Origin of the sequence: Veillonella criceti (assembly GCF_900460315.1) — a bacterium.
Taxonomy (GTDB): Bacteria; Bacillota; Negativicutes; order Veillonellales; family Veillonellaceae; genus Veillonella_A; species Veillonella_A criceti.
The window spans coordinates 2,126,395-2,146,702 of the sequence record NZ_UHIO01000001.1 but is presented as its reverse complement, the minus strand read 5'-3'; the positions used below and the strand labels follow the sequence as shown (position 1 = coordinate 2,146,702).

Below are 20,308 nucleotides of genomic sequence, written 5' to 3'. Positions count from 1 at the left end.
TAACTCAGTTAATAGGGACTTATTATTTACTTACACTTCTACTGGGTATACGCTAACTTTACGGTTATAACGACCAGCACGTTCGAAAGCAACTTTACCAGGAACTAATGCGAATAAAGTATCATCTTTACCAATACCTACATTAGTACCAGGGTGGAAATGAGTACCACGTTGACGAACGATGATGTTACCGCTTTTTACAACGGAACCATCATGGCATTTAACGCCAAGACGTTTGGATTCGCTATCGCGACCATTACGTGTACTAGATACACCTTTCTTATGTGCAAATAATTGCAAATCAAAAGTAAACATTCCGTTCACCTCCTATGTTTCACTTAGTGATACAAAATCACCATATTGTCTAACAATCTCTTGTAAACCAAGGTTCATGGTAGCCAATATAGCCTGTCCATTCTCAGTGATATCCCCTTCTAATGAAATGGTACATTCACCAGAATGATTGTTATATGTTCCTGCCTGTTTAGCAATATCTTGCAGCCCTAAGATAGCCGTACAAGATAACACAGAGACAGCCGCACATACAATATCATAGCCATGCTCATCATAATCAGCATGTCCACTAATGTGACACTTTACAATCTGTTGTGCCTCATTACGTTTAATTTGAATCTGAATCATAGCTTATGCCTGAATGGATTCAATGCGAACTTTTGTGAATGGTTGACGATGACCTTGGCGACGACGATAGTTGGATTTTGCTTTATATTTGAAAACTAAAATCTTCTTCGCTTTACCATGTTCAAGTACTGTACCTGTTACTTTTGCACCGTCCACAAGTGGAGCGCCTACTTTAACATCACTGTCATTAACTACAGTTAATACTTCGTCAAACGTTACAGTTTCTTCAGCAGCTGCTTCCAATTTTTCGATAGTAATTACATCGCCTTCAGCAACGCGATATTGTTTACCACCAGTTTTAATGATTGCGTACATTGTGACACCTCCTTGTTTTCGAACTCGCTGAATACGGTATTCTCTCATGCCTGATGGAATGAGGGACATTTACAAACCTCTCCACGCGGCTGCAATAGCTGGGCGTACCCAAACTATGACTAATTTATTTTACATGAAAAAACGCAGTAAGTCAACTACTTACTGCGAGTATTTATTGAAACCATAAGAGATAGACGCCCACTAACAGCGAGCCATGACTATTATTTTACTTAAATAATTTGTAAATGTTGCAACAATATTTTTAGACCGATAAGAATTAATACAACGCCCCCAACAACTTCAGCCTCACCAGCAAATATCTTTTTAAGCTGTTGCCCCAAATATACGCCAGCTAAAGATAATACAAACGCCACAATCCCAATGAGACTGGTAGCCGCTATAATATTTATATCAAAGAAAGCCAGCGTTAAGCCTATAGCTAGCGCATCAATGCTAGTCGCTAAGGCCAATACTAAGACTTCACGCCAAGTTAAAAGACTACAAATAATTAAATCGTCCTCATCGCGTTCTTCCTTTTTGCCATTTCGAATCATATTAATTCCTAAATAGGCTAACAGACCAAATATTATCCAATGATCATACGCATCTATGTTACCTGCTAGTTGAGCACCAATAAGCCAACCGATAATTGGCATAATCATCTGAAATACACCGAATAACACAGGCATGCCTACTTTTTTAGCAATTTCACGATCCGTTAAACACGGTCCTTTAGCGACAGCTACGGCAAAGGCATCTAAAGCTAAACTTATAGCAATCAAAGATAATTCCCAAATCGACATATACGGACATCCTCTCTCAAGATTAGGGCAATTCTACGGTATCTACACCTAAACAATCGGGCGCAATGATAACCTATATATTATATAAAAAAAGAGAAGACTTAGCAACCTAAGTCTTCTTAATTTTCATTAACTGCTAATAAGGAGTACGCTTCTCGATTCATTGTTGACTGCACATCAAGACGAATCGTACGCTTACATTCACCTTCCAACTGCGCTATAACCGCTTTGGTAAAATAACGACCTACATCCTCACTCACTTCAATAAGAATATCTGATTTCAAACGCCCCGCTCTATATAATTCGCGTAACCGTCTTACAATTTGTAAATATACCGTTTCAGCCGATAGTAATTGCCCCGTGCCACCACATTGTGAACAAGTATCATACAAAATAGTCTGTAATCCTTGCCGTTCTCGCTTGCGCGTAATTTCTACTAGACCTAAGGACGTAATGCCACATACCACTGTTTTTATAGGGTCTTTACGGACTAACTCAGTTAAATAAGCTACCAAAGCTTCTCGTTGTGTCTTTTTAGGTAAGTCAATAAAATCACATATAATGATACCTCCAATGTCACGCAACCGTAATTGTCGAGCAATCATTTGGGCCGCTTCACGATTGACTTCTAAGGCCACTTCACTGGCAGTACCTGAACGACCAGTATAATGACCTGAATTGACATCAATGACCGTCAAAGCTTCTGTAGTATCAATTTTTAAAAAGCCTCCTGATGGCAAATCAACGCGTGAATTAAGTAATGTATCGAGTTGACTTTCGATTTGCCATTCCTTAAATACAGGCTCTGCTCCTTCGTGACAAATGAGCTTAACGGTATCTAACATATTCGTAACCTCTAGTAAATCACGCAAATGTTCATAAGCGCCTCTATCATCAACAATAATTTCACTAACGTCACGACTTAAGTATTCACGAATCAAGCGAAACCAAAAATCAGCATCACTATATAATTCCGTAGCGCCTTTAGCCACTTTATAACGATTTTGTAGTTGAACCCAGGTATTCCAAAGAAATTCCATGTCCCCTTGAAGCGCTTCTGCGGAAGCTGTGGCCGCAGCGGTACGCAAAATAAATCCACATCCCCGGGCTAAATAAGGAGCGGCCAATTCAGCCAATTGAGCCCGCAACGCATCGTCTGTAATACGTTTTGAGATATGCAAGCCATCAGAATAAGGTAATAGCACCATAAAGCGGCCAGCCAAACTAACGTCAGCACTAACGCGAGCCCCTTTGCCTAACATCTCTTCTTTGACAACTTGTACTAATACAGTCTGCCCTACATGGAGTTTGCCCATGGCCTTAGTCTGTTTGCCTTGTTTCAAATTCAAATAGGCATTTTGTTTAAGTCCAATATCTACGAACGCAGCCGACATACCAGGTAATACATTGCGTACTATCCCTTTATAAATATGGTTAATCGTTTCTTCGCGACTCGGTCTATGAAACGCTGTATCAATGAGCTGATTCGCTTCATCTAACAAAACCATACGAATTTCTTCAGCCATTACATTGGCTACAATTCGTTTCATGGCAAACTCCTTTCTTACGTTCTTACATTCTTACGTTCTTACATCAGCAAAGCTTTTACCTATGCCATAATTCTTATATAGTCACATCTAAAGGTGATAGCAACTGCCCGTCCCGTTCTACCATAATCGCTTTACGATGGATTGAATATCCATCCGTTACTGGCCAGCCATAAGCATCACGGCCTAATTGCCAAACATCCCCAGGCTTCATAGTCCCTTCGGGATAAATACCAATTCCCATAGTCAAGGTAACCCGATTACCTTCAAGCTTAGCTGTAATAGGCTCTTTTACAAAATGTTTGACATCAATAGTCCGTGTTTTCTTAGGAGTCACCTTTTCATAAGCAATCTCAGTAGCTTCATTAAAAGATTTCAACAAATTATTCCAATCTACATCAGCTGTTACGGGGCCAGACACTTCATACACAGCATAGTTACAAATAGCCATCAATTTTTTTACCTTATCAGGCATTTCACGACCTGCAAGCACCTGTAACCCAGGCGGTGCCACTTGATTTAATCGGTCTGTAACTTCAGCGACGGACAAATCTTCAACAATATCCATATCTAAATATTCTACTTCAGCTGTAATCCCCAAGGCCAACGCCGAAGAAAAACTGATCTTCATATGCGGATTAAAACCTTCTGAATAGGCCATTTTAATGGTAGCCCGTCGAATCATGCGTTCTACAGCTTGTGCATAATCTAAATGCGACAAGAATCGCATAGCTTCGCCCTTACTTAAGGCCAAACGTAACTTTTTCAACACGGCCACCCTCCTTATAATCAACAATAGCAGTATCTAATTCAGGACATACATTACAACCATTACATGGTAAACGGCGACAATCATGCGTTAATGTTGCTTCAACCGCTCTATCCCATTCCATTTTAAGATATTTCTTAGACACAGTATCATCCAAATGATCCCAAGGTAATGGCTCATCAAAATCACGATCTCGCCGTGCATAATAATCAGGATCAATCCCTGTATTTTTAAAGGCTTGCATCCATTTATCAATGGAGAAGAACTCTGTCCAACCATCAAATTTACAACCGAGTTTCCAAGCTTCTATCAACGTTTTACTCAAACGACGATCCCCTCGAGCAAATACAGCTTCCATGTAACCCGTTGCCCCATCATGATAATGATAGGAAATATTTCGGTTGTTAATTAAGGTTTTCAAATATTGTTGTTTACGATGAATTTCTTCCACTGATTGCTGGCCATACCATTGATACGGTGAATGGCTTTTGGGAACAAAGAAAGATACACTCACTGTGACTTTACCATTTCGTTTACCGGTAATTTCACGATGTAAATCTAACACTTTATATGCCAAATCAGCAATACCGGCTACGTCTTCATCTGTTTCAGTAGGTAAGCCCATCATGAAATACAATTTCACAGTATTCCATCCAGACTTAAACGCATTCGTACAAGCAGCGATTAAATCTTCTTCACTTACCCCTTTATTAATAACATCACGCATGCGTTGCGAGCCAGCTTCTGGTGCGAAGGTTAAGCCACTTTTACGAACCTGTTGTACTTTCTTCGCAATATCAATGGAAAACGCATCAATACGCAAAGATGGCAAACTAACGCTCACTTGCTTATCTTTAAATTCTTCCATTAACATATCTACCAATTCTGGTAGCTTAGAGTAATCGGCTGAACTTAAAGACATAAGTGAAATTTCATTATAGCCCGTATTAGCAATAATTTCTTTTGCCAATTGCACCAATTTTTCTGGCGAACGTTCACGGACTGGACGATACAACATACCCGCCTGACAGAAACGACAGCCACGTGTACAACCGCGGAACAATTCTAACACAGCCCGATCATGCACTACATCAATGTATGGCACTACTGGTTTCGTTGGATAATGGCAATTGTCCATATCTTCAATAATACGCTTTTTAACCACTGCAGGCGCTTCATCAGCCAATACTTTCATGCCCTTAAAATCGCCATTAGCTGTGTATTGTGGCTCATATAAAGATGGTACATAGTTACCTGGAATTTGTGCCATTTTACGAAGCAAGCCTTCTTTCCCCCCAGGGAATCCAGCAGCTTTTTCTTGGCGATATAGTTCTACCATCTCTACAATATGTTCTTCTGATTCGCCCAAATTAACAATATCGACAAAGTCAGCAATAGGCTCTACATTGTACGCACAAGGACCACCCGCTGTAATCAATGGGAAGGATAAGTCACGATCCTTACTATAAAACGGAATCCCCCCCATATCTAACATATTTAAAATATTGGTGTAGCTCATTTCATACTGTAAAGTAAAGGCGAGAAAATCAAAATCCTTAACTGGTGTTTTTGTTTCTAAAGAAAATAATGGAATGTTGCGCTTGCGCATCTCCTCTTCCATATCATGCCAAGGTGCACAAACTCGTTCAGCCGCCACATATGGTAATTCATTTAATAAGGAGTATAAAATTTTAATTCCTAAATGGCTCATAGCCACTTCGTATACATCAGGAAAACCAAAACACATGGTCACATCCATGTCTTTGTGATCTTTCACAACACTATTCCATTCACCGCCAGTATAGCGGGCCGGTTTTTGCACATGTTGCAACCAGCTAGCATCTAATTGAACCATAGGACCTCCGATTCAAACTCTATCATAACATCTATAACATTCGATATATCATGTACAGATTCTTATTATACAATATAACGGTTACCTTCGCCAAATATAAGGTATAGGATTAGCCTAGAACATTAATTTTTTCCGGTGCATAGCAATATTGAGCAATAAACCAACACTAATCATATTCGTCGTCAATGCACTGACACCATAACTAATGAATGGTAGTGGAATCCCTGTAACAGGCATAATCCCAGTAGTCATACCAATATTAACTAATACTTGGAACACTAACATAGAGCCAATGCCAGTGGCCAACAACATCCCAAAGGTATCATTAGCACTGCGAGCAATGACAATACTGCGATAAATTAAAGTAAATAGCAAAATTAACACAATAACGCAACCTACAAAGCCTAATTCTTCGCCGATTACAGAAAAAATAAAATCTGTATGATTTTCTGGTAAAAAGTTTAACTGGCTCTGCGTACCTTCAAATAAGCCCTTACCTAAAATCATACCCGAGCCAATGGCAATTTTAGACTGAATAATATGATAGCCAGCGCCAAAAGGATCGATATTCGGGTTTAAGAAAACCAAAATACGTTGCTTCTGATACTCTTTTAAAATAAACCATCCTAGTGGAGCTAGTACCACCGCTACGCCTACAATAATTTGAACAAGGCGCATTCGAATGCCACCTACAAAAAGCATCCCACAAAGAATAGCCAAATATACTAAGGAAGTTCCTAAGTCAGGTTGTTTAAACACTAATAACGCCGGAATCCCTACAAACACTACTATGGGCACCAAAGAGCGGAACGTATTTAACTGATTCACTCGATGTTCCATCATTTTAGCCATACTAATAATCATAAGCAATTTTGTAAATTCAGAAGGCTGAATCGTAATTGGCCCAATTTGAATCCACCGCTGAGCCCCTAGAGCTGACGTCCCAATGAACATAACGGCTAATAGTAAAACTATGGTAACGAAATATAAAGGTCGTCCCCACGCCCGCAAACGGCGATAATCAAACCATTGCATAAGTACAACAATGACTGCATTAATAAAGAAAAATAAAATTTGTTTACTCACTAAATCTGTAAAATTTAAACCTTCTCGGTTCACATGGGTAGCACTGCCAATAATGACAAGCCCTACGCAAATGAGCAAAACTGTAGAAATTACTACTGTCCAATCCCATTCACGCCAGATTTTATGCCACATATATACCTCCTAGCGAAAACGTCCGCCACGGTTCCAAAAACTCGCAAACCGACGTTTTAAAAGCGACCCAAAACTTGTTTTTTTAGGGGGCTCTTCGTTTTGTTGTTCAACCTCATTAGCTTGAGTCTCTGTAACTAGCTCAATAGTCTCAGTTTTATTCTCTGGTGTCATAGCTACCTCAACAGACTCATCAGTATCTGTATCTGTATCTGTTTCAGTAATCGCTTCCTCTTCATCAACGTTCTGCACGTCAAACAAGGAATGCCACCGTTCCAAAATATCAGTTTCTTCCCAAGCCGTATCTGACTCAAGATAGGTTAATAATGGTTCCATCATAGTTTCGATGGCTTCGTCGCATTCTTCATGAAGGACCCCGGCTTGCGACCAATTCAAAATATTAGCACTGTGAGGCCATATGGTAGCTAAGTTTTCTACTTGTAAACTTTGTAGTGCTTCCTCAACAGGTACAGCCGCTTCACTACGGCCCACATTATTTAACACCAAACCATAATTAAATAAACGCTCTTCATGGCATAATTGCATAACTCGCTGTACAGCCCGCAAGGAAACCCACATCGGTTCAGCCACTAGTAATAACTGTTCAGCCACTCTAAAAATAGCTTCATTACCTCGTCCAATACCGGCTGGCGCATCAATGATTACATAGTCATAATCTTTCGCAATTTTTTTAATTAACTTACCATACCCTTTACGGCCCACATCTTCCCAACGACGGCTTTGAGTAGCTGGTAAAAAATCAAACCCTTCACGCAAAGGTACCATAGCATTATCTTTATTACAACGGTCTTTCCAAATATCAACAGCATCAAAGAAAATATCATTTTCCTTGCCAAGCACTAAATCAAGATCACGCATGCCAAAATCGGCATCCGTAATGAGTACGCGATACCCTCGACGATTTAATGCCGCACCTACATAAGCAGTCAACGTGGTTTTACCAACGCCACCCTTACCTGACATAATGGCTATAATTTTTCCCATAGCTACTCCTTTCTCCTTTAGACTTCTTTCCCTTTATGGAACTTTGGGCCCTGTAACGGTATCATTCGTAGTCGTACCCGTTGCCGTATTAGTGCCAGCACCAGCTGTGCCATTAGCATTATTAGGTCCTTTACCTTCATTAATCTGAAAATATTCTGCTAATACATCTTTTACAATAGGCCCCGCCGAACCAGCGCCAAAACTACCTTGTTCTACTAAAGCAACCACTACAATACGTGGTTTATCATACGGTGCATAAGCTACAAACCAACCGTGGTCACGTCCCGTAGCATTTTCGGCCGTACCTGTTTTACCGGCAATTTCAATGGGCCAACCTTTAAATAAAGAGCCGGCCGTACCACCTTCAGCAGTAACATCACGCAACGCATTGCGAATTAAATCCATTACCGTTTTAGACACTTGCAATACCCCTATTTTTTTAGGGCCAAAAATTTCAGCCGGAGTACCATCACTATTATCTACACGGCTTACTACATATGGTTGATAGCGAATACCCCCATTCGCCACTTCCGACATAAGTACCGCCATTTGAATAGGCGTTACGAGAGTAAAGGACTGACCAATGGCCGCATCAAAGGTTTCCCCTAAATACCAGTCTTGATCAAATACTTTGCGCTTATATTCCGGACTAGCTAAGTTACCACTAGACTCACCATAGAGCCGAATGCCAGTTTTCTCACCTAAACCAAACAGTTTGGCAAACCGATCTAATTCTTCAATCCCTACGCGATTCCCCATTTCATAGAAATACACGTTATCCGATTTAGCTAATGCCGTATTAAAATCAAGCCAACCTAAGGCTTCACCTTCTGCATTTCGTTTGTCAATTAACCAGTGACGCCCACTATCGAAAATCATTTCATTAGGCGTCACTTTCTTTAACTCTAATGCGGCGGCGCCTGTAACAATTTTAAAAGGTGACCCTGGTGGATATTCACCAGAAATAACTTTATTATCAAAAGGATGATTAGGATCTGTATTGAGTTGATTCCACTGCGCCGAAGTAATGCCACGAGCAAACCAATTAGGGTTAAAACCTGGAGCACTAACCATAGCGAGTACTGCACCCGTATTAGGATCCATAGCAACTACGGCCGCCCCACGAGCAGGTATACCCTGTGAACGCAATGAAGCTAATTGATCCGCCACCGCCTTTTCAGCCGCCTTTTGCAATGGTAAATCAATCGTCAAGTGAATGTTACGCCCCGGAATCGTATCCTTACGCCCTACTTCTGCTACAGGCCGGCCCGTAGCATCAACTTCCACCTGTTTACCGCCATCAGTACCTCGCAATACATCATCATACATTTTTTCTAAGCCAGAACGACCTAAAATTGTACCTGGACCTACTGTAGTTTCAGGATTTTCAGCTTTAATCTCATTTAATTCATCCTCACTCACTTCGCCTACATAGCCAAATAACTGAGAAGCTAAGGAGTCATACGGATAATAACGCAATGGTTCTACTTCAATGGATACGCCCGGCAACTCATGTCGATGTTCCTCAATCATAGTCACCCTATCCATCGTAATATCCGTAGCCAACCGGATGGGTTCATAGCCCCCTTTATGATCAGCAATCTTACTTTGAATCGTTTCAGGCTTAATATTAAGCATCGTGGCCAAACGCTCTAATTCGGCAGGATCAATATCCTTACCGGTTGGCACAATAGATACCGTATAAGCTGGTCGTGAACCCGCTACAATTTGCCCATTGCGATCATACATAACACCACGAGCGGCCGTCACCGATACCATGCGCAATCGATTGCCTTCTGCCTTTGTGTGATAATACTCGCCATCCATAATCTGCAAGTAAAACAAGCGAATCACCAAGATGACAAAAATTGCCATCACTGTATATGCTAAGGCATCAAAACGGCCTTTTTTATTCTTTTTATATAATGCTTCAAGCACGCCGATGCCTCCTATTATAAAGTACTACCAAATATATTCATCTTTCTCTTCCATATTCCAGAGAATTTCATGAATCATAATCCCCAGCAATCCATTGAGCCACCAAACGGGCCAAATGTGATGCCAAATGTAAGTGCCAATCAATATATCTTCACGGCCTAGCCATAACATACCTATGCGCACCAGCATATCAACTATCGTGGCTACCGATACCCAAGCAAAGGTAACATACCATTGTTCTTCATATACGCTATGAGACCAAATGCTTACCAAATAAGCCACAGCAATATAAGGGAAAAAATGTAACCCAAAGGAATTAGATATGAGTATATCATGCACCAAGCCACCGACAATAGCTGCCATCAAACCAATACGGCGTCCTTTAATCAGTGCCAGTACAATAACCCATACTAAAATCAAATTAGGTAACCAGCCTTGGCGAAATAACATAGGAAATACATTGGCCTGAATAAGAAACGTAAAAACGCCCATGAGTATATAAATCATAGTTCTCATTGTTTTGTCGCTCCTTTAACCCCTTCTACTTGGTCACGCTGTGTCTGAGGTACCAATTTAGGTGTTAAACTTGGTTTATCTAACTCCCCTTCACGGGAACGAAGAATGACAAATACTTCTTCTACATTACGTAAATCAGCGGATAATTGAACAACAGCATTTTTCACAAATCCTTCTGAGTCATTATCAATACGAGCCACATGACCAACTAAAAGACCTTTAGGATAAATGCCACCGTAGCCTGACGTAATCAGCGTATCACCCGTCAACACATCCCCGTCACGAGCCACATTCACCAATAAAGGCTCATCAGGATTACTCCCATTGCCTTTTACAATAGATGCTACCCGCGATTCAGGTCGCTGTACAATAACCCCAATGGCAGTACGGGGATCAAGGATTGTCTGAACCCGTGCCGAATGCGTATACACGTCACTAATAAAACCAACGACCCCACCAGGAATAACTACCGCCATATTAGGTTCAATGCCATCCTCACTACCACGATCAATAGTAAAGGTATTAGTCCAAGTACCTACATCACGAGTCACCACGGCCGCCGCCATCATATCAAATTGAGGATGACTATTCTGAAACGACAACAATTGGCGCAGGCGCATATTCTCAGCAACCACTTCATCGTAATTAGTCATCTTTTGCTCTAGTTGCGCATTTTCTTCCCGAATAGCATCCATTTCTTTCGTGCCATTAATAGCTGTATCAATAACAGAAATGCCCGTATGAATAGCTCCTAAGAACCGTGAAGCGCCATATGTAAAAGGTGTTGTAATCCGCTCAAATGGTACTGTTACATAGGGAATACTCGTCCGTTGTTTCCAAGCATAGCCTAATAGGGCTAAGAATACACAACAAAGCCCTACTATAGCAATTAAACGTCGTTCTGATGAAAACATTACGCCCTTCCTTTCCGATTCTTCGAGGCAATTATAAAGCGTTCCATGCGCGCAAATTCCTTGCCCGCCTGACCTAAACCCACAGCCACTGCAAAACCCGGCTCTGGTGGCACTTGTACAGGAATTCCTAATTCCTCACTCAATCGCTGTCCTAGCCCTTCCATAAGCGCTGTAGCCCCCGTTAAAATCATACCCCGTTCCATAATATCAGCAGCAAGTTCAGGCGGTGTTTGTTCCACAACTGATTTAATTTCATCTACAATGCGTTGCAAGGTTTCCTGCATCACTTGATAAACTTCTGATTTACGAATTATAATCCGCTTCATAAGACCATTCGCAATATCGCGGCCTAAAAAAGATAATTCCATTTCTTCTTGCGGTGGTAACGCTGTACCTAATTCTAATTTAATCGCTTCTACAGTCTCTACCGCCACCATAACAGAGAAGGTATTTTTTATGTACTGTAAAATACTTTCATTAAAATCATGGCCGCCAATACGGGCAGAATGCGCTATTACCTTGCCACCTAAAGACATAACGCCAATATCAGTAGTTCCCCCGCCAATATCAACGGCCATACTCCCACAAGCTTCAAATACAGGTAAATGGCAACCTAAGGCCGCTGCAATAGGGGCTTCTAACAAATAGGCTTCCCGTGCACCAGCTTGAATAATAGCATCTGTCATAGCCCGCTTTTCTACATCCGTAATCCCACAAGGAACGGCCATAATCACGCGCGTACGCCCTACTGAGCGAGATGCTTTATTCATAAAATGGCGAAGCATCGTAAGCATTACCCGATAATCTACAATAAAACCATCCCGTAAAGGACGCATTTCATCAAGCATATCAGGGGTGCGTAATAACAAACGTTCTGCATCCGCCCCTACCGCTACAATGCCCTCTTGTTTAGTGTCAGTCGCTACTAATGATGGCTCAGATAAAACAACACCACGTCCTTGTACATGGATATGTGTATTAACTGTGCCTATATCTATGCCTAAGTCTCGTCCTAAGGACGAAAATATACGAATCATTTGTTTAGTCTCCTTACTTAACTCATCTCTTAATTATACTATTGCCAGCAAGGATAAATCAACCAACCACATAGGAGTTCTTCAATTATAACAACCCTTTTTCACAAAGACTGGTATATATGCCATCACCAATAATTATATGATCAAGCACAGGGATGCCCATCACCAAACCCGCTTTAATAAACACCTTTGTAATCGTCACATCATCTTCGCTAGGGGTGGCGTCGCCTGATGGATGATTATGGATTAAAATTAGACTGGCCGCATTAGCCTGCAAAGCTTGGCGGAACACGGTTCGCTGTTCCGCCAAACTCCCAGTGAGCCCACCAATAGACATCGTATCAATCGTAATCAACTTATTTTTACAATTTAAAAAAGCAGCGCATACATGTTCTTCCTTTTCATATCGCAATCGTTCCATAACATAGGATGCAACGGCTTTAGGATTACTAAAATCCTCATAGCGTTGTTTGACTTTTAATTGCCCTAGCCGTCGTCCCAATTCAATAGCTGCACACACAGTAACAGCCTTATCACGGCCAATCCCCTTGATAGTTTGCAGACCCTGCACTGTAATTTCATTGAGTCCATACGCACCATGTTGTACGGTATGCAACACTTCCTTCGCTAATTCTAATACAGAAGCCCCAGGCCGCCCTGTACGCAATAAAATCGCCAATAACTCTTCCGTACTTACATTATTAGGTCCTAATTGAAAAAACTTCTCCCGCGGTTGTTGCCAAGGCTGCCATTCTCGAACACAGCCCGTTGTCATCGCTCTCATGAATATATCGTCTCCCCTATTTTACTACCATTGCGTTAATTCTCTAGCTACCATTGCGTTAATTCTCTAGCTACCATTTCTACTGGCAATCCCACCACATTGGTATAAGACCCTTCAATCCCTTTTACTAAATACGCGCCTTTGCCTTGAATACCATAAGCACCCGCTTTATCAAGTGGTTCACCAGTAGCCACATAATCAATAATCTCTTTATCACTGAGTGGAAAGAAATAAACTTTCGTTCGCACATGAAATACCTTTTGACTAACTAGTTGATGTGCTCCCTCATACCGACAAAGGGCAACACCAGTAACGACCTCATGGTATTCACCAGACAATTCCTGTAACATAGTCTTAGCTTCTATCTCATTGGCTGGTTTGCCTAATTTATGATTTCTATGTACAACTATCGTATCAGCACCTAGCACAACATAAGGAGTTTCATTAGCTGTAATCTCAGGTAGCACCGCTTCTAAGGCTTTACCTAAAGCTTGTTGTTCCACCAACTCATATGGCGATTCATATTGTTCATTATGCTCTTCATAGGTACTTTTTACGACTGTAAAAGGAATAGCTAATTGATCTAATAGTTCTCGTCGCCGTGGCGAACCAGAAGCCAAATATAATTTCATCGTTTATCCTTACCCCCGATTAGACTATAAACTACAACGCGCAGTACCTGCTAAGGTACTGCGCGTATGTGTTATATTTCGTTCACACGAATATGTAATTACCAGTTTTTCATTACAAGACTTGCTGTAATACGTTTAGTATCACGAGCAATCATGATTTCTTCGTTAGTAGGAACTACAAAGATTTTAACTTTAGAACCTTCTACACTGATTTCAGTTTCTTTACCACGTACGTTGTTACGTTCACGGTCAAGACGAGTGCCAAGGTATTCTAAGCCATTACAGATAGCATCACGGTTACCAATACCGTTTTCACCGATACCAGCCGTAAATACGATAGCATCTACACCGCCCATAACAGCTGCATACGCACCAATTGTGGAACGAACTTTGTAATGGAACATATCAAGTGCCAATTGAGCACGTTTGTTACCTTCTTCAGCAGCTTCTTCAATCACACGGAAGTCATTGGATACACCGGAAATACCAAGTACGCCAGATTTTTTGTTCATAATAGCGTCGATTTCATGGTATGTCATATCCCATTTATCCATCAAGAAAGGCACGATAGCTGGGTCAATATCACCACAACGAGTACCCATAATCAAGCCAGATAGTGGTGTGAAGCCCATGGATGTATCAATGGAACGACCTGCTTTAATAGCAGCCACACTAGAACCATTACCAAGGTGACAAGAAATAATACGTAAATCACTCATGTGTTTACCCATTAATTCAGCAACACGTTGAGATACATATTTATGACTAGTACCGTGGAAACCATATCGACGAACACCTAATTCAGTGTATGCTTCATAAGGCAAACCATAAAGGAAAGCTTCTGCAGGCATAGTCTGATGGAACGCTGTATCGAATACAGCAACTTGTGGTACATTTGGCATAATCGCTTCACAAGCTTCAATACCTTGAATATTTGGTGGATTATGAAGAGGTGCAATTTTAGCACATTCCTGTAATGCTTCCATAACAGCAGGTGTAATCAACACGGAGTCAGCAAACTTTTCAGCCCCATGAACCACACGATGACCTACAGCATCAATTTCATCCATAGATGCAATTACGCCATATTCAGCATCAATTAAGATATCAAGCAAAATTTTAAGTGCTTGTTTGTGGTCCAAAATTGGTTCTACACGTTCCAACTTTTCAGCATCAGGACGTTTGTGAGTGAAGATAGCATCTTCAGCGCCGATTTTTTCAAATTGTCCTTTAGCTAATACCGCTTCTTTGTCCATGTCAATAAGCTGGTATTTCAAGGAAGAACTACCACAGTTTACTACTAAAACATTCATTACTTATCCCTCTTTCTTAGTAATTTGAATTTTGCCTACCACGAGGTCAGAAATCTGAGCACCCATCGTGCTATCTATTGGGTACTGATAGGTTATATTCCACAATACACCCTTATCTACAAACGTGTATTGAAAGAAACGAATTTTTGCTTTGTCTGAATTAAGTGAAGCATCCGCTGTAAAAGCTGTTACACCATCAACAGTCTTCATTGCTTCTGCCCAAGTCAAACTCTTACCAAAGCTTTTTTCAAAAAATTGTTTAGCTTCCGCGCCATACGCCTGTGCCGTTGGCAATGGTTGCCCCGCTTTAGGAGTCACCGCTTCAATAGAAACTAAAAAATTCTTGTCGGCCCCTAAATAAGTCGTCACGGGATACCCTAGTGCATTTTGCGACGTATTAGGTTGAACCCCAATATCATACGGCAATGCCACTGTAACCTCCGATGAACCGGCTTTAATCACCTTGTGACCAAAACTATAAGAATCTAATGCATTATCACTGCCACAGCCACTCATAACGAGCACCATAAGCGCCATAAGACATACAGTGAACCATTTCTTCATACTATCCCTCGATTCAGTTTGTCTGTACAAGTAATCACGTACGCTTAAATTATACCATTCTTTCTTAATCATTGCACCTCTCTTTTTATACATATTCATTATTAATTTTACACATACGAACTGCGCCCTTTATAACGAATGGCAATATGACTTATGATAAATATTATGCGCTATATATGCTATAATGAGCATACAATACATACCCATCTATAAATACATTTAAAAGGAGATATATATGAAATGTATTGGCATTGTTGCCGAATATAATCCCTTTCACATTGGCCATGCCCATCAATTACAACAACTACGCAAGGATCACCCCGATGCACTTATCGTCGTTGCTATGAGCGGATCCTTTGTGCAACGAGGCGAACCTGCCATTTTCAATAAGTTTATACGAGCTCGTTGGGCATTACTCAATGGCGCTCACGCCGTCATAGAACTCCCCACTATTTATGCCACAGCTAATGCGGAACGCTTTGCAGCCGGCGCCATACGCTTATTAGCGGCCATGGGCGCTACCGCTATATCCTTTGGTTCTGAAACAACCGATTTACCGACTCTAACGCGAATGGCCCAGCTCAGCACTTCACCAAGCGTACAAAGCCATTGCCAAGCGTTACTTAAGGAAGGTTTGTTTTACGGTGCCGCTCTACGCCAAGCCATGGCTATACAAGCCCCTGAAATAGAACCACTACTGCAACAGCCTAATGCATTGCTGGGGGTCGAATATATACGAGCGATCCAAAAATATCATTTAAATATTGACGTTTACCCTCTGCAACGCGATGGCGAACATCATAGTGAAATATTAACTAACACTTGGCCGTCTGGTTCCGCTTTACGTCACTATCTCTACGCAAACACCCCTCAAGGCATCATACACGATATAGCGTCCTATATTCCTAGCTCTATACATACCGACTACGCCACGCTAATTAAGGAAGGTGACTTGCTGGATCCTAAGCGTTATGAAGATTTTATATTGTACGAAAGTCGGTGCCGAACACAATCAGAATTACAAAGGCTTTGCGATTTTAACGAAGGTTTAGAAAATCGTTGGCTCCAGGCCAGCCAAGCAGCCACTTGGGCTGACGCACGGGAACTACTAAAAACAAAACGCTATTCCTATGCTCGTTTAAATCGAATGGCCAGCTATACGCTGCTTAATATTACGCAAGAATTACAAACAAACGCCCATCATCAAGGGCCAACCTATGCCCGCTTACTAGGCTTTACTCACGAAGCACGACCTTGGTTACAAGCTAAAAATTTTACCATTCCCCTCATCCAGAAATGGGCTCCTTTTGTAAAACAGGCACAAGGCTTAACGGCTCAATTAGCTCGATTAGACCAAAAAGCTACCGATATACAACAGCTTTGCCTATTCGCCCCACAAAAACGAAGGGGGCGTACAGACTACACGTTCACGCCTTGGTATATATAAAAAGAACCTCAACACATTGCGCCCTTAGGTTAACTCGATTCACGTTAACCTAAGGGTATACAATATGTTGAGGTTCTTTTATTAGGAAATAGTAACACTATCTTCCCCATCTTGTTCTTTCACATTAACCCGTACAGTTTCCATATGCGATGTAGGAATATTTTTTCCCACATAATCAGCACGTATTGGTAATTCCCGATGACCGCGATCCACCAAAACGGCTAATTGTATGGCACGCGGACGCCCAACTTCCATTAATGCATTTAAAGCGGACCGTATCGTGCGCCCTGTATATAGTACATCATCCACTAAGATAACAAGCTTACCCGTTGTATCCAAGGTAAAGGGCGGGCCTTCTTTGCCTTTAGTGGTACGATCATCTCGATACATAGCTACATTGATTGTAGCTACCTCAATATGAACACCTTCAATAGCTTCAATTTGCGCCTGTAATCGCTCTGCGAGATATATACCACGTCGTTCAATGCCCAAAATCAACGCATTTTCTAGGCCCTTATTTCGTTCTAATATTTCATGACTAATACGCCGAACAGCACGCATCATAGCCTGTTCGTCCATAAGGATTCGCTTTTCTTCCATAACTAGACTCCTTATACATTATGAGTTTTAGCATATTCAAGACAAGCTAAAAAATCATCTGGTAATGGCGCTTCAAAATGTAAGGCCTGTCCTGAAATAGGATGTTTCACATCTAAACTATAAGAATGTAACGCTTGCCCTTCAATAGGGAACTCCATCTTACGATATCCATAAAATGGATCATTCACTACGGGATGTCCAATATGCGCAAAATGAACACGAATTTGATGTGTCCGACCTGTTTCTAACACGCATTCTACCAGAGTATGCTTACCATATCGTTCTAGCACTTTAAAATGCGTCACCGCTTCTTTGCTATTTTCAAATACCACGGCCATTTTCATACGGTCTTTAGGATGGCGCCCTATAGGCGCTTTGATAGTCCCTCGTTCTTCAACAATATTGCCTTGAACTAGCGCATAATATGTGCGTGTCGCTGAATGAGCCTTAACCTGCTCTGCTAAGCCAATATGGGCTAAGTCATTCTTCGCCGCCATCATAACACCAGACGTATCTTTATCTAAACGATGAACAATGCCAGGACGAATTTCACCATTAATGCCTGATAAATCTTTACAGTGAAATAATAAAGCATTAACTAATGTACCTGTATAATTTCCTATAGCTGGATGGACAACCATCCCCCGCGGTTTATTGACAATAATAATATCATGGTCTTCAAATAAAATATCAAGAGGAATGTCTTCTGGTCTTACTTCCACGGCTTGCGGTTTAGGTACAGCCACCGTAATAGTCATACCACTTGTTAATTTTAAATTACTCTTGCCCACTTTATGGTTTACCGTAACAGCGCCCCCCTTAATTAACTGTTGCACATAGCTACGTGACCCTTCCATAAGAGAGGTCAAATATATATCCAACCGTTCGCCTTCTTTATCTTGAGGCACCACTACGGTAATCGTCTTGCCAGGTTCAAACTGAACCGTTGTTGCCAATTCATTATCCATTATGTTCTCCTCCCTGTGGTGAACGCCAAACATGTATAGCCAATAGAACTACACCTATACAAATACCAATATCAGCCACATTAAATATAGGCCAAATTCTAAAGTCAAAGAAATCCACAACAGCGCCTAGATAATATCGATCCCATGCATTTCCTAAGGCACCACTCACCAGTAAGGTTGTTCCTAACTTAGTATAGGCATCACCAGCCACAATATATCGCCTAAAATACCAAAGCACCGCTAAGAGCACAATCACAATACATAAAAAGAACAGTCGTTGGTTGGCTAATATTCCAAAAGCCGCTCCTTTATTTAAAATGTAGGTCAAATGAAATACATTAGGAATAATCGGGATTGATTGTCCTAACGACATGCCCTCCTGTACCCAAAATTTTGTCACTTGATCTATGACTAACCAAATAATTCCAATAATTACATATATAATTGCCATCTATCTCTTCTCATCCTTCTTATAGTTTATTACTCTCTATTATAAAGCTAAATAGCAAACCATGGCAAATAAAAAAAGCCCTCTACTAGAGGGCTTTGGCATCCGTTGATTATTCAGCTGGATGAATAGTACCTACTGGGCATACGGATTCGCAAGAACCGCAGTCGATGCAAGTTTCGTTAATTTCGTATTTAAGTTCGCCTTCGCTAATAGCGCCTACTGGGCATACAGAAGCACAAGAACCACATTTAATACATTCGTCACCGATAACTCTCATTATTGGACACCTCCGCAAAATATACTAGATAATTTCTTGATTATCAATTCCTTAAGGAACTTACCTTAACTTTATATTCTCATTATGGCACGTTTTTTTATTCTTGTCAAACTTATGGATAATGATTTCTTATTATTTTTCCGCAAGTTTAAATGACTATTTTACATAGTAAATACGCCACTTCTTAGATATTTGATAGTTGTTTTCAATATGATAATAGCCGTTAAAAAAGGAATCACACATGTCACTTGTATTCTCATTTACAGTCATAACTCACAAAAACAACAAATGAATTTTATTCTCAATTATTTCGTATGCTATTTTTTACTTTTACGAGATTTTGGTAATTTAATCTTAGGAAATGGGACGCCTAATTCTTTAGATACGTCTTTCAGTTCTTCATTAATTTCAGCTACAAGCCCTTGTAATTTATCAATTTTCTTACGGCGATTATCTACAGTCACTTTGCTATTAAAAAAGACAGCAACACCCACTAACATGAGTATAACAGCAATCAAAAATTGTGGATCATAAATATTAGGTGTATCCGTTATAAACGACAAAATAGTGGCTGCCCCAATAAGAACAAAGGCACTTAACATAGACGTTGTAGACGGATGTTCCGGTTGTTTTGCTAGTGTTTGCCACTCTTTTACACAACGAGCTCTTTGTTCTATTAAGTCATCTCGCTTATGCGTTAATGCTGTTTTATCCAT

General features: G+C 40.8%; 23 protein-coding genes. 1 reads left to right on the top strand and 22 read right to left on the bottom strand.

The genetic code is table 11. From position 1 onward, the window contains the following. Positions 1 to 30: 30 nt before the first annotated feature. The 17 genes from rpmA to DYE54_RS09565 all read right to left on the bottom strand — a co-directional run bounded on the left by rpmA (position 31) and on the right by DYE54_RS09565 (position 15,921). Positions 31 to 315, bottom strand: coding sequence for a 50S ribosomal protein L27 (gene rpmA, locus DYE54_RS09645; protein WP_115311017.1), 285 nt, complete (start codon positions 313 to 315; stop codon positions 31 to 33). A gap of 12 nt (positions 316 to 327) precedes the next feature. Continuing rightward, positions 328 to 642: a ribosomal-processing cysteine protease Prp gene (locus tag DYE54_RS09640; protein ID WP_115311016.1), complete on the bottom strand. Its 315-nt coding sequence runs from the start codon at positions 640 to 642 to the stop codon at positions 328 to 330. 3 nt (positions 643 to 645) lie between these two features. Continuing rightward, positions 646 to 957: a 50S ribosomal protein L21 gene (rplU, locus tag DYE54_RS09635; RefSeq protein ID WP_115311015.1), complete on the bottom strand. Its 312-nt coding sequence runs from the start codon at positions 955 to 957 to the stop codon at positions 646 to 648. Between the two features lie 230 nt (positions 958 to 1,187). Further along, positions 1,188 to 1,760 carry a manganese efflux pump MntP gene (locus DYE54_RS09630; protein ID WP_115311014.1) on the bottom strand — a complete coding sequence of 191 codons (573 nt, stop codon included), beginning with the start codon at positions 1,758 to 1,760 and terminating at the stop codon, positions 1,188 to 1,190. Between the two features lie 119 nt (positions 1,761 to 1,879). Then, entirely contained in the window at positions 1,880 to 3,310 is a 1,431-nt protein-coding gene (locus DYE54_RS09625; RefSeq protein ID WP_115311013.1) for an Rne/Rng family ribonuclease, read from the bottom strand. A gap of 73 nt (positions 3,311 to 3,383) precedes the next feature. Further along, the gene (locus DYE54_RS09620; protein WP_115311140.1) at positions 3,384 to 4,076 is read right to left on the bottom strand and encodes a TIGR03936 family radical SAM-associated protein; all 693 of its coding nucleotides are present in this window, start codon (positions 4,074 to 4,076) and stop codon (positions 3,384 to 3,386) included. After that, on the bottom strand, positions 4,048 to 5,931 hold the full coding sequence (locus tag DYE54_RS09615; protein WP_115311012.1) for a TIGR03960 family B12-binding radical SAM protein: 1,884 nt from the start codon (positions 5,929 to 5,931) through the stop codon (positions 4,048 to 4,050). Before DYE54_RS09615 ends, DYE54_RS09620 begins: the two co-directional genes overlap by 29 nt. 114 nt (positions 5,932 to 6,045) lie before the next feature. Further along, positions 6,046 to 7,149 (bottom strand): rod shape-determining protein RodA, encoded by a 1,104-nt coding sequence (rodA, locus tag DYE54_RS09610; protein ID WP_115311011.1) that lies wholly within the window; start codon positions 7,147 to 7,149, stop codon positions 6,046 to 6,048. Positions 7,150 to 7,158: 9 nt separating this feature from the next. After that, a complete protein-coding gene (locus tag DYE54_RS09605) occupies positions 7,159 to 8,151 on the bottom strand; it encodes a P-loop NTPase (RefSeq protein WP_115311010.1) in 993 nt (330 codons plus the stop codon). A gap of 33 nt (positions 8,152 to 8,184) precedes the next feature. After that, positions 8,185 to 10,089: a penicillin-binding protein 2 gene (gene mrdA, locus DYE54_RS09600; RefSeq protein WP_115311009.1), complete on the bottom strand. Its 1,905-nt coding sequence runs from the start codon at positions 10,087 to 10,089 to the stop codon at positions 8,185 to 8,187. Between the two features lie 24 nt (positions 10,090 to 10,113). Then, positions 10,114 to 10,605: a rod shape-determining protein MreD gene (gene mreD, locus DYE54_RS09595; RefSeq protein ID WP_115311008.1), complete on the bottom strand. Its 492-nt coding sequence runs from the start codon at positions 10,603 to 10,605 to the stop codon at positions 10,114 to 10,116. Then, positions 10,602 to 11,519 (bottom strand): rod shape-determining protein MreC, encoded by a 918-nt coding sequence (gene mreC / locus DYE54_RS09590; protein WP_115311007.1) that lies wholly within the window; start codon positions 11,517 to 11,519, stop codon positions 10,602 to 10,604. Before mreC ends, mreD begins: the two co-directional genes overlap by 4 nt. Beyond that, a complete protein-coding gene (gene mreB, locus DYE54_RS09585) occupies positions 11,519 to 12,556 on the bottom strand; it encodes a rod shape-determining protein (protein WP_115311006.1) in 1,038 nt (345 codons plus the stop codon). Before mreB ends, mreC begins: the two co-directional genes overlap by 1 nt. Positions 12,557 to 12,641: 85 nt before the next feature. Then, positions 12,642 to 13,340 carry a RadC family protein gene (gene radC / locus DYE54_RS09580; protein WP_422822094.1) on the bottom strand — a complete coding sequence of 233 codons (699 nt, stop codon included), beginning with the start codon at positions 13,338 to 13,340 and terminating at the stop codon, positions 12,642 to 12,644. Positions 13,341 to 13,387: 47 nt separating this feature from the next. Next, positions 13,388 to 13,972, bottom strand: coding sequence for a Maf family protein (locus DYE54_RS09575; RefSeq protein ID WP_115311005.1), 585 nt, complete (start codon positions 13,970 to 13,972; stop codon positions 13,388 to 13,390). Between the two features lie 98 nt (positions 13,973 to 14,070). Continuing rightward, positions 14,071 to 15,285 (bottom strand): acetate/propionate family kinase, encoded by a 1,215-nt coding sequence (locus tag DYE54_RS09570; RefSeq protein ID WP_115311004.1) that lies wholly within the window; start codon positions 15,283 to 15,285, stop codon positions 14,071 to 14,073. A 3-nt stretch (positions 15,286 to 15,288) separates the two neighbouring features. Next, on the bottom strand, positions 15,289 to 15,921 hold the full coding sequence (locus DYE54_RS09565; RefSeq protein WP_115311003.1) for a hypothetical protein: 633 nt from the start codon (positions 15,919 to 15,921) through the stop codon (positions 15,289 to 15,291). Positions 15,922 to 16,084: 163 nt separating this feature from the next. Here DYE54_RS09565 and DYE54_RS09560 point away from each other — a divergent pair, with 163 nt between their 5' ends. Then, positions 16,085 to 17,296 (top strand): tRNA(Met) cytidine acetate ligase, encoded by a 1,212-nt coding sequence (locus DYE54_RS09560; protein ID WP_115311002.1) that lies wholly within the window; start codon positions 16,085 to 16,087, stop codon positions 17,294 to 17,296. Between the two features lie 81 nt (positions 17,297 to 17,377). On the opposite strand, the gene pyrR is transcribed toward DYE54_RS09560, so the two are convergent. The 5 genes from pyrR to DYE54_RS09535 all read right to left on the bottom strand — a co-directional run bounded on the left by pyrR (position 17,378) and on the right by DYE54_RS09535 (position 20,308). Beyond that, positions 17,378 to 17,896, bottom strand: coding sequence for a bifunctional pyr operon transcriptional regulator/uracil phosphoribosyltransferase PyrR (pyrR, locus tag DYE54_RS09555; protein ID WP_115311001.1), 519 nt, complete (start codon positions 17,894 to 17,896; stop codon positions 17,378 to 17,380). Positions 17,897 to 17,907: 11 nt separating this feature from the next. Beyond that, positions 17,908 to 18,864, bottom strand: a complete 957-nt coding sequence (locus DYE54_RS09550; protein WP_245935718.1) for an RluA family pseudouridine synthase — start codon at positions 18,862 to 18,864, stop codon at positions 17,908 to 17,910. Next, the gene (gene lspA, locus DYE54_RS09545) at positions 18,857 to 19,306 is read right to left on the bottom strand and encodes a signal peptidase II (protein WP_115311137.1); all 450 of its coding nucleotides are present in this window, start codon (positions 19,304 to 19,306) and stop codon (positions 18,857 to 18,859) included. Before lspA ends, DYE54_RS09550 begins: the two co-directional genes overlap by 8 nt. 118 nt (positions 19,307 to 19,424) lie before the next feature. Next, positions 19,425 to 19,592, bottom strand: a complete 168-nt coding sequence (locus tag DYE54_RS09540) for a DUF362 domain-containing protein (RefSeq protein ID WP_006555144.1) — start codon at positions 19,590 to 19,592, stop codon at positions 19,425 to 19,427. Positions 19,593 to 19,909: 317 nt separating this feature from the next. Further along, positions 19,910 to 20,308, bottom strand: a complete 399-nt coding sequence (locus tag DYE54_RS09535) for a hypothetical protein (RefSeq protein WP_115311000.1) — start codon at positions 20,306 to 20,308, stop codon at positions 19,910 to 19,912.

Coding starts and splice junctions, on each gene's coding strand:
- rpmA (WP_115311017.1), bottom strand. CDS start 315: ATGTTTACTTTTGATTTGCAATTATTTGCACATAAGAAAGGTGTATCT.
- DYE54_RS09640 (WP_115311016.1), bottom strand. CDS start 642: ATGATTCAGATTCAAATTAAACGTAATGAGGCACAACAGATTGTAAAG.
- rplU (WP_115311015.1), bottom strand. CDS start 957: ATGTACGCAATCATTAAAACTGGTGGTAAACAATATCGCGTTGCTGAA.
- DYE54_RS09630 (WP_115311014.1), bottom strand. CDS start 1,760: ATGTCGATTTGGGAATTATCTTTGATTGCTATAAGTTTAGCTTTAGAT.
- DYE54_RS09625 (WP_115311013.1), bottom strand. CDS start 3,310: ATGAAACGAATTGTAGCCAATGTAATGGCTGAAGAAATTCGTATGGTT.
- DYE54_RS09615 (WP_115311012.1), bottom strand. CDS start 5,931: ATGGTTCAATTAGATGCTAGCTGGTTGCAACATGTGCAAAAACCGGCC.
- rodA (WP_115311011.1), bottom strand. CDS start 7,149: ATGTGGCATAAAATCTGGCGTGAATGGGATTGGACAGTAGTAATTTCT.
- DYE54_RS09605 (WP_115311010.1), bottom strand. CDS start 8,151: ATGGGAAAAATTATAGCCATTATGTCAGGTAAGGGTGGCGTTGGTAAA.
- mreD (WP_115311008.1), bottom strand. CDS start 10,605: ATGAGAACTATGATTTATATACTCATGGGCGTTTTTACGTTTCTTATT.
- mreC (WP_115311007.1), bottom strand. CDS start 11,519: ATGTTTTCATCAGAACGACGTTTAATTGCTATAGTAGGGCTTTGTTGT.
- mreB (WP_115311006.1), bottom strand. CDS start 12,556: ATGATTCGTATATTTTCGTCCTTAGGACGAGACTTAGGCATAGATATA.
- radC (WP_422822094.1), bottom strand. CDS start 13,340: ATGAGAGCGATGACAACGGGCTGTGTTCGAGAATGGCAGCCTTGGCAA.
- DYE54_RS09575 (WP_115311005.1), bottom strand. CDS start 13,972: ATGAAATTATATTTGGCTTCTGGTTCGCCACGGCGACGAGAACTATTA.
- DYE54_RS09570 (WP_115311004.1), bottom strand. CDS start 15,285: ATGAATGTTTTAGTAGTAAACTGTGGTAGTTCTTCCTTGAAATACCAG.
- DYE54_RS09565 (WP_115311003.1), bottom strand. CDS start 15,921: ATGATTAAGAAAGAATGGTATAATTTAAGCGTACGTGATTACTTGTAC.
- DYE54_RS09560 (WP_115311002.1), top strand. CDS start 16,085: ATGAAATGTATTGGCATTGTTGCCGAATATAATCCCTTTCACATTGGC.
- pyrR (WP_115311001.1), bottom strand. CDS start 17,896: ATGGAAGAAAAGCGAATCCTTATGGACGAACAGGCTATGATGCGTGCT.
- DYE54_RS09550 (WP_245935718.1), bottom strand. CDS start 18,864: ATGGATAATGAATTGGCAACAACGGTTCAGTTTGAACCTGGCAAGACG.
- DYE54_RS09540 (WP_006555144.1), bottom strand. CDS start 19,592: ATGAGAGTTATCGGTGACGAATGTATTAAATGTGGTTCTTGTGCTTCT.
- DYE54_RS09535 (WP_115311000.1), bottom strand. CDS start 20,308: ATGGATAAAACAGCATTAACGCATAAGCGAGATGACTTAATAGAACAA.